Origin of the sequence: Enterobacter cloacae complex sp. IR5403 (genome assembly GCF_049238705.1) — a bacterium.
Lineage (GTDB): Bacteria > Pseudomonadota > Gammaproteobacteria > Enterobacterales > Enterobacteriaceae > Enterobacter > Enterobacter hormaechei_C.
The window spans coordinates 83,389-95,904 of the sequence record NZ_JBMKHP010000011.1 but is presented as its reverse complement, the minus strand read 5'-3'; the positions used below and the strand labels follow the sequence as shown (position 1 = coordinate 95,904).

Here is a 12,516-nt window from a genome sequence, read left to right as displayed (position 1 = left end):
TCTATGGAAACACGTCGCGATGACCGCATTGCTCAGCTGCTTCAGGCGCTGAAGCGCAGCGATAAGCTGCATCTTAAGGAAGCCGCTACCCTGCTTGGCGTGTCTGAAATGACCATTCGTCGCGATCTGAACAGCGACAGCGCCCCCGTTGTGCTGCTTGGCGGGTATATTGTTCTGGAGCCGCGTAGCGCCAGCCATTATCTGCTAAGCGATCAAAAAACACGCCTGGTGGAAGAGAAGCGCAAAGCCGCGCGGCTCGCCGCCTCGCTGGTCCAGCCTCATCAAACGCTGTTTTTTGACTGCGGTACGACAACCCCGTGGATCATCGAGGCCATCGACAGCACCGTTCCGTTTACCGCCGTCTGTTATTCGCTAAACACCTTCCTGGCCTTGCAGGAGAAACCGGCGTGCCGGGTGATTTTGTGTGGCGGCGAGTTTCATGCCAGCAACGCCATCTTCAAACCGCTGAATATTCAGGACACGCTGAGCAATGTATGCCCGGATATCGCCTTTTACTCTGCGGCGGGCGTGAATGTGAAACAGGGGGCAACCTGTTTTAATCTTGAAGAGTTACCGGTGAAACAGTGGGCGCTCAACGCCGCACAGCAGCATGTGCTGGTGGTTGATCACAGTAAATTTGGCAAGGTTCGTCCGGCAAGGATGGGAGAACTGTCGCGCTTTGACGCCATCGTCAGTGATTGCCGCCCGGATGACGAGCTGGTGTCGTATGCAAAGGCGCAGCAGGTGAAGTTGATGTATTGAGGTTGTGCCGGGTGGCGGCTTCGCCTTACCCGGCCTACGACGGCTCGAACGAAGGCCGGGTAAGCGCAGCGCCACCCGGCAAAAACCTAGCTAAACCAGCTGCCAAACCAGCCGTGGAATTTCATTAACACAAAGTCCCATATCCGGCTGAAGAAGCCGCCCTCTTCCACCTCTTCCATCACCACCAGCGGACGCTGCTCAATGGATTTGCCGTTAAGCTGGAAATCTATCGTCCCGACCACCTGGCCTTTTTTCAACGGCGCGGTCAGCTGTGGCTCGGTCAGGGTATAGCTGGCTTTCAGGTTTTTCAGCTGACCGCGTGGAATGGTGACGGACCCCGCTTCACCTGCCCCCAGGTTCACTTCGCTTTTATCACCAAACCAGACGCGCTGGCTCACGAAGGTGGCGTCCGGCTTAATCGGCGTGACGGTTTCAAAGAAGCGGAAACCCCAGGTCAGCAGTTTTTCGGATTCGTTAAAACGAATGCGGTCGGTTTTCGTCCCCAGCACCACCGAAATCAGGCGCATGTCGCCCTGCGTCGCAGAAGCCACCAGGTTGTATCCGGCCCCGGCGGTCGTCCCCGTTTTCATGCCGTCCACGTTAACGTTACTGCTCCAGAGCAGACGGTTACGGTTAGGCTGGCGAATATTGTTGAAGGTGAACTCTTTCTCTTTATGGATGGCGTACTCATCCGGCACGTCATGGATCAGCGCTTTGCCCAGTAGCGCCATATCGCGTGCGGTGCTGAACTGACCCGGCGCATCCAGGCCGTGAACGGTTTTAAAGGTGGTGTTGGTCAGGCCCAGTTTTTTCGCGTAGCCATTCATCAGCCCAATAAATGAATCCTGACTGCCTGCGACGTAATCGGCCAGCGCAATACAGGCATCATTTCCCGACTGAATAATGACCCCTTTATTCAGATCGGAAACGGAGACCTGATCGCCGGGCTTCAGGAACATGACGGACGAGCCGCGCAGCGCCGGGTTACCGGTCGCCCAGGCATCTTTGCCGACGGTGACCATGTCATCCAGCTTGATCTTGCCCGCTTTCAACGCCTGACCGACCACATAGCTGGTCATAATTTTCGTCAGGCTCGCCGGGTCGAGTTTTTCGTCGGCGTTACCTTCCGCCAGCACTTTCCCGCTGGCGTAATCCATCAGGATCCAGGCGCGCGCATCGACAGGCGGCGCTTCGGGCGCCGTCTGTTCCGCCGCATGCAGCGTTGGGGCAAAAAGGAAAAGCAGCGCCGAGCCTGCCGCCAGGCTGCGCAGAGAAGAAGTTTTTTGCGTCATAAATGCCACCCGAGTGTCCATTCTAAAAATCACGTCACAATCACCGTGTCGCAAGAAGCGATGAGTAATAGCGCACTACAGCGTTCAAAGAAACCTGTTCCAGGTAAAGTTTTTAAAGTTTATGCAATAACATTCAGATACGCTTTGATTGCGTCGTTTTTTTTAGCATCTGTTGCGTAATTGTTAGGTTTATCTCACCATGGCGAAAAGCTGACTCGGATTCACATCTCATCGGGAGTAAATATGATTACGCTGTGGGGCAGGAACAATTCGACCAACGTGAAGAAAGTGCTCTGGACGCTGGAGGAGCTGGATTTACCGTTCAACCAAATCATGGCTGGCATGGCGTTCGGGGTGAATAAAGACGCCGACTATCTGGCGATGAACCCAAACGGACTGGTGCCGTTGCTGCGCGATGACGAGACAGACGCCACGCTGTGGGAGTCCAACACCATCGTGCGTTATCTCGCCGCGCAGTACGGCCAGGGTCGCCTGTGGGTTGAAAATCCAGCCCGCCGCGCGCAGGGCGAAAAATGGATGGACTGGGCAAACCAGACGCTTTCCCCCACGCACCGGGTGATCCTGATGGGGCTGATCCGCACGCCGGAAGCCGAACGTGATTATCCCGCCATTCATGCCGCCCAGGACGCCTGCGAATCCCTGTTCGCGATGATGGACGACGAACTGGCGAAGCACGCCTGGTTCTCCGGCGACACCTTCGGCGTGGGTGATATCGCCGTCGCCCCCTTCGTCTGGAACCTCACTAACATGGGTCTCAACTGGACTCCGCGCCCTCACCTGGAGCGCTGGATCCAGCAGCTTAGCGAGCGCCCGGCGTATCGCAACGTGGTGATGATCCCGGTGACCTGATTACGACCCGGACGGGCTGACTTTCAGCAGCTGCCCGTCCGTCTCGTCAGTCAGCACATACAGATAGCCATCCGGCCCGACGCGCACATCGCGAATACGCTGATCTTTATCGCTCAGAATGCGTCCGTCCTCCGTCACGCTATTGCCCTTCACGCTCAGCACGATGACGTCTTTCTCCTTCAACGCGCCGATAAAAAGCTTGTTTTTCCACTGCGGGAAGACGTCGCTGTTGTAGAACGCCATGCCGCTGACGGCGGGCGACACTTTCCAGACAAACAGCGGCTTTTCGGTGCCCTCAACGTGCTCGCCTTTCGCTTCCGGGATTTTCAGGCCGCTGTAATTGATCCCGTGCGTCGCCAGGGGCCAGCCGTAGTTTTTTCCCTTCTCAGGAATGTTGATCTCATCCCCACCGCGTGGTCCGTGTTCGTTGAGCCACAGGGTGTCACTCCACGGGTTCATCGCCATCCCCTGCGGGTTGCGAATGCCATAGGACCAGATTTCCGGGCGCGCGCCAGCGGTGTTCACAAACGGATTATCCGGCGGCACTTTTCCGTCCTCCGTCAGGCGCACCACCTTGCCCTGAAGCTTGTCCAGATCCTGCGCCGTCGGGCGCTGGTTGTTTTCACCCAGGCCAATAAAGAGATGGCCTTTGCCGTCGAACACCAGCCGTCCGCCAAAGTGGTTGCCGGTAGAGAGCTTCGGCATCTGTCGGAACACCACCTGGAAGCCCTCAATGCGCGACAGGTCATCGCTCAACCGCCCGTAGCCCACCGCGGTACCCGCTTTGCCATCATTACCTGCCTCGGCGAAGCTGAGCCAGACCCGCCGTGACTGTGCAAAATCCGGGGCCAGCGCGACGTCCAGCAGTCCGCCCTGGCCGCTCGCCCACACTTTCGGCACGCCGACAATCGGATCGGAGAGCCCTTTCCCTGCCTGCCAGTGCTTAAGCTGCCCGTCTTTGAGCGTGATGAGCAGCCCCTTGTTATCTGGCAGAAACGCCAGCGACCAGGGGTGATCCAGTTTTGTCTGTAACACGTCAACCTTAACCGTCTCAGGCGCTGCAAGCAGTGAAAGCGGGAATAACAAGACTGGAAGGAAAATCAGCGAGGATCGAGGCATAACGCACTCCTTTATCGACATATGGCTTAAAGATTAGCCACTGTTCCCGGGTGCGTTACCACTTTTACAAAAGCTTAATCAGAAAGGGGAGTTGCCTCCCCCGGGTTCAGTGCCGGGCAAGCGTTTCCGGCTTGTTCAGACACATGATGCAAAGCGCGAGCGTGGTCAGGCAGTTTTCAAGCTTCTCCGCGTTAACGGCAATAAAATTCGGGCAGTCGTGACGTCCGTTCATCAAACAGACCCCGGCGATGGAGAGCACCTCGGCGGCGCGGCGCAGCGCCACTAATTCGCTTTCAGCGCAGTGCGCTTTCAGGATGGGTGCTTTTTCACGCATGAAATTGCAAAGTTCAAAGAAGTTATCACGCAGATTTTCGCTTTCGCTGACTGACATATACCCTTTCGCCTTGCGGAGTTGCAGATATGCGGCCAGGTCGATTCGGGCGTTGATCAGCTTGTTAAGCAGATCGCGTTTCAGTCTGTCAACGGACATGCTATTTCCTCCCCTGTCAGCCTTGTTACCTTATTAAGGATAAGGTCATTTTTTGTACAATGTAATGCCTGAGATCAATAAACGATAACTGATTAACATTCTTTACAATGTTACAACGATTACCCGCCTCAACTGCGCCATCAAGAGTGTATAAATCCCCCGCGATACGCTGTAAAATCCCGCCCTGATAACTCCATAATTGATGAATTTTTAACCTATGAGCAATGTTACGCACCCGCCGAAAATCGGCTTTGTCTCCCTGGGCTGCCCGAAGAACCTGGTGGACTCCGAACGCATCCTGACTGAACTTCGCACTGAAGGCTATGACGTGGTGCCAAGCTACGACAACGCCGACATGGTGATCGTCAACACCTGCGGATTCATCGACAGCGCGGTCCAGGAGTCACTGGAAGCCATTGGTGAAGCCCTGACGGAAAACGGCAAAGTGATTGTCACCGGCTGCCTGGGCGCCAAGGTGGATCAGATCCGCGAAGTGCACCCGAAAGTGCTGGAGATCACCGGCCCGCATAGCTACGAGCAGGTGCTGGAACATGTTCATCACTACGTCCCCAAACCAAAGCACAACCCGTTCCTGAGCCTGGTGCCGGAACAGGGCGTGAAGCTGACGCCGCGCCACTACGCGTACCTGAAAATTTCCGAAGGCTGCAACCATCGCTGCACCTTCTGCATCATCCCGTCGATGCGTGGCGATCTGGTGAGCCGTCCGATTGGCGAGGTGCTGGCAGAAGCCAAACGCCTGGCCGACGCGGGCGTGAAGGAGCTGCTGGTTATCTCCCAGGACACCTCCGCCTACGGCGTGGACGTCAAACACCGTTCCGGTTTCCACAACGGCGAGCCGGTGAAAACCAGCATGGTCGGCCTGTGCGAGCAGCTGGCTAAGCTCGGGATCTGGACGCGTCTGCATTACGTCTACCCTTATCCGCACGTTGACGATGTGATTCCGCTGATGGCGGAAGGCAAAATCCTGCCGTATCTGGATATCCCGCTACAGCATGCCAGCCCGCGCATTCTGAAGCTGATGAAACGTCCTGGCTCTGTGGATCGCCAGCTGGCGCGCATCAAGCAGTGGCGTGAGATCTGCCCGGATCTGACCCTGCGCTCCACCTTTATTGTCGGCTTCCCGGGTGAAACCGAAGAAGATTTCCAGATGCTGCTCGACTTCCTGAAAGAGGCGCGTCTGGATCGTGTCGGCTGCTTCAAGTACAGCCCGGTTGAAGGCGCAACGGCCAACGAGCTGGCGGACCAGGTACCGGAAGAGGTAAAAGAGGAGCGCTGGAACCGCTTTATGCAGCTGCAACAGCAGATCTCTGCTGAACGCTTGCAGGGGAAAGTGGGCCGCGAAATTCTGGTGATTATCGACGAAGTGGACGAAGAAGGCGCAATTGGCCGCAGCATGGCGGATGCGCCTGAAATCGACGGCGCGGTGTACCTGAACGGCGAAACACAGGTTAAACCGGGTGATATTATTCGCGTGAAGGTTGAAAACGCCGACGAGTATGATTTGTGGGGTAGCCGGGTTTAATCTCCCCACGCCTCTGTTCCAGGCCGGGTAAGGCGTCGCCGCCACCCGGCACATTCCACAGCACTACCCCTTAATCCGCGGATCCAGCGCGTCGCGCAGCCCATCCCCCAGCAGGTTAAACGCCAGCACGGTCAGGAAAATCGCCAGGCTCGGGAAGATCGCCACGTGTGGCGCAATCACCATATCCGCCCGCGCCTCGTTCAGCATCGCCCCCCACTCCGGCGTCGGTGGCTGTGCCCCTAGCCCCAGAAACGACAGGCTGGCCGCCGAGATAATCGACACGCCTATGCGCATGGTGAAATAGACCACGATAGACGAGACCGTTCCCGGCAGAATATGGCTGAACAGGATGGTGGCATCGCTGGCTCCCATGCTGCGCGCCGACTCGATAAAGGTCTGCTGCTTCAGCACCAGCGTGTTGCCACGTACCAGGCGCGCGAAAGCGGGAATCGAGAATACCGCCACGGCGATAATAACGTTCGCCATGCCGCTGCCCATCACCGCCACCACGGCAATCGCCAGCAGAATACCGGGAAAGGCAAACAGCACGTCGCAGATGCGCATGATGATGCGGTCCCACCAGCCTTCGTAGTACCCGGCCACCAGCCCCAGCACGGTGCCAATTGCTGCGCCCATCAGCACCGCAAAGACCCCGGCCGCCAGCGAGATCTGCGCCCCTACCAGCACGCGGCTGAAAATATCGCGCCCGAGCGAGTCCACGCCAAACCAGTGCATCATCGACGGTCCATCGTTCAGCCGGTCGTAGTCGAAGTAGTTTTCCGCATCAAACGGGGCTATCCAGGGGGCGATAATCGCCACCAGGATCAGCAGTAACACAAACAACCCGGCGACCATAGCGACGGGCTGACGACGGAATCGACGCCAGAACTCAACCCACGGGGTGCGAATATGGTCCGGCCTGATCCCCGGCATAGCGTTTAAAATGGCCTGGCGACGCCAGTTCAGTAATCGCATCTTACTTATACCTGATGGCCGGGTTAATGGCGGCGTAAAGCACATCCACCACTAAGTTGATAAGAATAAACTCCAGCGAGAAAAGCAGGACTTCAGCCTGAATAACCGGATAGTCACGCATATCGACCGAGTCGACCAGCAGGCGCCCCAGCCCCGGCCAGTTAAAGACCTTCTCAACCACGATAGAGCCCCCCAGCAGGAAGCCGAACTGTAGCCCCATCATCGTGACCACCGGGATCATCGCATTACGAAAACCATGCTTCAGAATGACCCATTTCTCACTCACCCCTTTTGCCCGCGCGGTGCGAATGTAATCTTCGCTCAGCACGTCGACAAACGAGGCGCGGGTAAACCGGGCCATAACCGCCGCAACGGCCGCGCCAAGCGTCATAGAGGGCAGAATGTAGTGCTTCCAGGTGTCGGCCCCGACGGTCGGCAACCAGCCCAGCTCGACGGAGAAAATCTGCATCAGCAGCATGCCCAGCGCAAACGCCGGGAAAGAGATGCCGGTGACCGCCAGCGCCATACCGAGCTTATCCGGCCAGCGGTTGCGCCAGACGGCGGCGACAATCCCCGCGCCCAGGCCAAAGACAACCGCCCAGCTCATACTGGCAATCGTTAACCAGAAAGTGGGCATAAAGCGGCTGGCAATCTCCTCCGACACCGGACGACGCGACACCATTGAGATGCCGAAATCGCCCTGAAGGACATTGCCAATGTAACGCAGAAATTGCCTGTACAGCGGCTGGTCAAGACCGAGTTGTTTACGCACCAGTTCAATAACCGTCGCATCTGCTTCCGGCCCGGCAATCAAACGCGCCGGATCGCCGGGCAACATATGGACAAACAAAAACACCAGCACGGCCACAATCAGCAGCGTCGGGATAAGCCCCAGCAGGCGTTTACACACGTAATTCAGCATGAGTTTTATTTCAAATCCGCGTCATCAAAGCTAAATCCCGTATCCGGCATGATGTAAAAACCGGTCAGCGCTTTGTTGTGGGCTGAGACCAGTTTTTCCACCACCAGCGGCACCCACGGCGACTCTTTCCAGATAATGTCCTGCGCCTCTTTGTACAGGCGTGCTTTCTCTTCCGGTTTGGTGGTTTTAAGGGCATCGGCCAGATCCTTATCCACCTGCGGATTACTGTAGAACGCGGTATTGAACAGCGTTGGCGGCCAGTTCTGGGAAGCAAACAGCGGCGACAGGGACCAGTCCGCTTCACCGGTTGAAGCCGTCCAGCCGGTGTAGAACATCCGCACGCCGCTCTCTTTCTGTCCTTTGCCTTCCACTTCCGCCGCTCGCTGTCCGGCATCCATCGCCGTAACCCTTGCTTTAATGCCCACCTGCGCCAGCTGCTGCTGGGTAAATTGCAGCACCTTCTGCGCGGTACTGTGGTTATGCGACGACCACAGCGTGGTGCTAAAGCCGTTCGGATAGCCCGCCTCTTTCAGCAGTTCCCGCGCTTTCGCCGGATCGTACGGCCACGGCTGATAGCTTTGCGCGTACTCAATGGTTGGCGGCATCACGCCCGTCGCCGGGGTGGCGTAGCCGGCAAAGGCCACCTTCACCAGCGCCTGGCGGTTAATGGCGTAGTTGATGGCTTCACGCACCTTCGGGTTATCAAACGGTTTCTGCGTAACGTTCATGCTGATGTAGCGCTGCATGATCGACGGGCTGGCCACCAGTTCCAGCTTGCTGTTTTTCGCCAGCAGCGCAGCCTGTTCGTACGGGATCGGGAAGGCAAACTGCGCTTCGCCGGTTTGCAGCATTGCGGCGCGGGTATTATTGTCCACTACCGGCCGCCAGGTGATGGTATTCAGCTTCGGCAGCCCCTGCTGCCAGTATCCGGCGAATTTTTTTACCTTCACAAAATCGGTCTGGTTCCAGGTGAGCAGTTCGTACGGTCCGGTCCCCACCGGGTGGAAGCCAATCTCTTTGCCGTATTTTTTCAGGGCGGCGGGCGAAATCATCGCCGTCGCGGGGTGCGCCAGGATATTAATAAACGCCGAGAACGGCTCTTTGAGGGTGATCTTCACCGTCGCCGGGTCAACCACCTCGGTACGGGCGATATTTTTATACAGGTTGTAGCGCTTAAGACCGTTTTCCGGATTGCTGGCACGATCCAGGTTGACCTTAACCGCCTCGGCGTTGAAGTCGGTGCCATCCTGGAACTTCACGCCGGTACGGAGCTTAACGGTATAGACCAGCCCGTCGTCCGACACGGTATAGCCTTCCGCCAGCACGTTTTTCAGCTTCATTTCGCGGTCCAGGCCGAACAACCCTTGGTAGAAGGATTTTGCCACCGCCTGAGAAAGGGTGTCGTTAGCGTCATACGGATCCAGCGTCGTGAAGTTAGACCCCACAGCCACCACCACATCTTTCGCCGCGAACGCGGGGGCGGCGGCCAGCGCAGCCGTCACGCTCGCGGCCAGCAGCCATTTACGAGCAACAAAAGGAACCATTGTGTTCTCCTGCCTGTTGTAAGTTATAACCGCGAGAATGCATTGCCCTGACGCGGTGGTGCGACAAAATGACCGGGACCCACCTCACGCAGCGCCACGCGCTCCAGGGTTTCGCCCCGTTTACGAATATTGCTCGGCATTTCGTCCTGCAACAGCACGCGCTGGGCGTGACGATGCTCAGGATCGGCAACCGGTACGGCGGCCATCAGCTTGCGGGTGTACGGGTGCTGTGGGTTTTCAAACACCGCCCGACGGGGGCCGATTTCAACAATTTGCCCCATGTACATCACCGCCACGCGATGGCTGATCCGCTCCACCACCGCCATATCGTGGGAGATAAACAGAAACGCAATGCCCAAATCCCGCTGTAAATCGAGCAGGAGATTGATGATTTGCGCGCGGATAGAAACATCCAGCGCTGACACGGACTCATCCGCAATCACCACTTTCGGATTGAGGGCCAATGCCCGGGCTATGCAGATACGCTGACGCTGACCGCCAGAAAATTCGTGCGGATAGCGCCAGGCATGCTCCGGCTTCAGGCCCACGCGCTCCAGCAGCCACGCGACGCGGCGCTGCGCGGCTTCACCGTCGAGCAGGTTATGCACCCGCAGCGGCTCCATAATTGAGTACCCCACCGTATGGCGCGGATCGAGCGACGCATAAGGATCCTGGAATATAAACTGAATATCCCGGCGCACCGCCTGCAATTTACTGTTAGGGAGCGTGTCGATGCGCTCACCGTTGAAGGTGATGCTCCCCTCCTGCGACGCCACCAGCCTGAGCAGCGCCCGTCCGGTAGTGGATTTACCGCAGCCGGACTCCCCCACCAGCGCCAGCGTTTCGCCCGGCCAGAGATCAAAACTGACGTTTTCAACCGCATGCACTTCGCGCTTCACGCGATTGAGGATCCCGCTACGCAGCGGGAAACGGGTCACCAGGTCACGCACTTCGAGAATTGGCCTGCCGGGAACCACCGTATCCTGCTCGGTTTCGTCTTCCTGCTGGCCCTGTTCGGTCTGTGAGATCAGCGGAAAACGGCGCGGAAAATCACTGCCATTCATGGCCCCCAGACGCGGGACCGCCGCCAGCAGCGCTTTGGTATAAGAATGCACCGGCGCATGAAAGACCTGCTCCACCGTGCCGGTTTCCACGGCATTGCCCTGATGCATAACCAGCACCCGATCGGCAATATCCGCCACCACCCCCATATCGTGGGTGATGAAAATCACCCCCATCTCCATCTCCTGCTGCAACACCTTAATCAGTTGCAGGATCTGGGCCTGAATAGTGACATCCAGCGCCGTGGTGGGTTCGTCCGCAATGAGTACCGCGGGACGGCACGACAGCGCCATCGCAATCATCACCCGCTGGCGCATGCCGCCGGAAAGCTGATGCGGATAGCGGGACAAAATCGCGTGCGCCTCAGGGATACGCACCAGCTCCAGCATCCGTTTTGCTTCGTTGAGCGCCTCATCACCGCTCAGCCCCTGATGCAGGCGGATAGATTCGGCAATCTGCTCGCCCACCGGGAAGACCGGGTTCAGGGAGGTCATCGGCTCCTGAAAAATCATCGCAACATCTGCCCCGCGCACCCCCTGCATCTGGGACGCGCTCAGCTCGTTGAGATCGATAACCTGACGGTTGCGACGGCGCAACAGCATCCGCTCGCTGGTGACCTGCCCGCCCGTCTGCTCAAGCAGACGCATCAGCGCCAGCGCGGTAACGGATTTACCGGAACCGGACTCGCCAACAATCGCCAGCGTCTCGCCGCGCCTGAGCGAAAACGATAAATTCTGTACTGCGGGGATGAACTGCCGCTCTTCCTGAAACGCAATATTCAGTTGGTGGACAGCCAGCACTTCGCAGTTGTCCAGCTCTTCACGGTGCGGCACGCAATGCCCCCTTATTCACGATAAATGCCTGTGCTGGGCGCATCGCCGGCATACCCCCACGCCCGGTACATTCCTTCACTGTTGAACGGCAGAGCCACGTTTCCCTCCCGATCCACCGCAATTAAGCCGCCAACCCCGCCCAGCGCCGGCAGTTTCTCCATCACTACCCGCTCGCAGGCCTCACTCAGGCTTAATCCGCCGTAATCCATTAACGCGGTAATGTCGTAGGCCGCCAGCGCGCGGATAAACACTTCGCCGGTGCCGGTGCATGACACCGCCGCCGTGGCGTTATTGGCGTAACACCCGGCCCCCGGCAGCGGGCTGTCGCCAACGCGACCGGGAAGCTTGTTGGTCATGCCGCCTGTCGACGTCGCGGCGGCGAGATTACCGGCTTTATCCAGCGCCACCGCGCCTACCGTGCCCATTTTGCTGCGTTCATCGAGCGGTGCGGCATGGTCCAGCTGCGTCATCCCCGCAGTACGGGCCTCCAGCAGTTGCCGGTAACGCTCCTCGGTGGAAAAAAGATCGGGCGAGACCGTGTCCATCCCGTGCTCGACGGCAAATTTTTCCGCCCCCGCCCCGGTCAGCAGCACATGCGGGCTTTGTTCCATCACCAGACGCGCGGCCAGCACCGGATTACGCAGACGGCTGACGCCCGCTACCGCGCCCGCTTTCAGGGTGACGCCGTCCATCACGCAGGCATCCAGCTCGTGCGTTTCATCGCGCGTAAAGACCGAGCCAATACCGGCATTAAACAGTGGACACTCCTCCAGCAAACGTACCGCTTCGGTCACCACGTCCAGCGCGCTGTCGCCCGCTTCCAGCATCCGCTGGCCTGTTTCCACAATGGCGTTCAGCGCATCAATATAACGCTTCTCCTGCTCGGGACTGAGCTGTGCACGGGTGATTGCCCCGGCACCGCCATGAATTGCGATAACCGCTTTACTCATTTCGCATCACCCATCAGCCTGGCTGGCTGCTTTTTCTATAAATATCATTATCGTCGACGAATCTTCAGATGATTTTTGAATATAGAAAGACGCAACTGTGATGTAAAGCGTACACCCATCGGGTCATACAGTTAGCCGCACTTTTCTGCCATAA

11 protein-coding genes are annotated in these 12,516 nt (G+C 57.9%); 3 read left to right on the top strand and 8 right to left on the bottom strand.

The window, feature by feature from the left end:
- Positions 1-3: 3 nt before the first annotated feature.
- Entirely contained in the window at positions 4-762 is a 759-nt protein-coding gene (gene deoR / locus ACOTW6_RS15665; protein WP_017384886.1) for a DNA-binding transcriptional repressor DeoR, read from the top strand.
- 86 nt (positions 763-848) lie between these two features.
- Here the strand turns inward: deoR and dacC are convergent, their stop codons facing one another.
- The gene (gene dacC, locus ACOTW6_RS15660) at positions 849-2,054 is read right to left on the bottom strand and encodes a serine-type D-Ala-D-Ala carboxypeptidase (protein WP_213788849.1); all 1,206 of its coding nucleotides are present in this window, start codon (positions 2,052-2,054) and stop codon (positions 849-851) included.
- 243 nt (positions 2,055-2,297) lie between these two features.
- On the opposite strand from dacC, the gene ACOTW6_RS15655 reads away from it, so the two are divergent.
- On the top strand, positions 2,298-2,924 hold the full coding sequence (locus ACOTW6_RS15655; RefSeq protein ID WP_213788850.1) for a glutathione S-transferase family protein: 627 nt from the start codon (positions 2,298-2,300) through the stop codon (positions 2,922-2,924).
- Here the strand turns inward: ACOTW6_RS15655 and ACOTW6_RS15650 are convergent, their stop codons facing one another.
- Positions 2,925-4,043 (bottom strand): PQQ-dependent sugar dehydrogenase, encoded by a 1,119-nt coding sequence (locus ACOTW6_RS15650; protein ID WP_213788851.1) that lies wholly within the window; start codon positions 4,041-4,043, stop codon positions 2,925-2,927.
- Positions 4,044-4,149: 106 nt separating this feature from the next.
- Positions 4,150-4,533 (bottom strand): biofilm formation regulator BssR, encoded by a 384-nt coding sequence (gene bssR, locus ACOTW6_RS15645; RefSeq protein ID WP_032620009.1) that lies wholly within the window; start codon positions 4,531-4,533, stop codon positions 4,150-4,152.
- Between the two features lie 217 nt (positions 4,534-4,750).
- On the opposite strand from bssR, the gene rimO reads away from it, so the two are divergent.
- On the top strand, positions 4,751-6,076 hold the full coding sequence (gene rimO / locus ACOTW6_RS15640) for a 30S ribosomal protein S12 methylthiotransferase RimO (RefSeq protein WP_213788852.1): 1,326 nt from the start codon (positions 4,751-4,753) through the stop codon (positions 6,074-6,076).
- Between the two features lie 63 nt (positions 6,077-6,139).
- Here the strand turns inward: rimO and gsiD are convergent, their stop codons facing one another.
- The 5 genes from gsiD to iaaA are packed head-to-tail and all read right to left on the bottom strand — an operon-like array spanning position 6,140 to position 12,362.
- Positions 6,140-7,051, bottom strand: a complete 912-nt coding sequence (gene gsiD, locus ACOTW6_RS15635; RefSeq protein ID WP_015571027.1) for a glutathione ABC transporter permease GsiD — start codon at positions 7,049-7,051, stop codon at positions 6,140-6,142.
- A gap of 1 nt (position 7,052) precedes the next feature.
- Positions 7,053-7,973, bottom strand: coding sequence for a glutathione ABC transporter permease GsiC (gene gsiC / locus ACOTW6_RS15630; RefSeq protein WP_006809475.1), 921 nt, complete (start codon positions 7,971-7,973; stop codon positions 7,053-7,055).
- A 5-nt stretch (positions 7,974-7,978) separates the two neighbouring features.
- Entirely contained in the window at positions 7,979-9,517 is a 1,539-nt protein-coding gene (gsiB, locus tag ACOTW6_RS15625) for a glutathione ABC transporter substrate-binding protein GsiB (RefSeq protein WP_213788853.1), read from the bottom strand.
- A 23-nt stretch (positions 9,518-9,540) separates the two neighbouring features.
- On the bottom strand, positions 9,541-11,412 hold the full coding sequence (gsiA, locus tag ACOTW6_RS15620; RefSeq protein ID WP_213788854.1) for a glutathione ABC transporter ATP-binding protein GsiA: 1,872 nt from the start codon (positions 11,410-11,412) through the stop codon (positions 9,541-9,543).
- A gap of 11 nt (positions 11,413-11,423) precedes the next feature.
- Positions 11,424-12,362: a beta-aspartyl-peptidase gene (iaaA, locus tag ACOTW6_RS15615; protein WP_090279315.1), complete on the bottom strand. Its 939-nt coding sequence runs from the start codon at positions 12,360-12,362 to the stop codon at positions 11,424-11,426.
- Positions 12,363-12,516 lie beyond the last annotated feature (154 nt).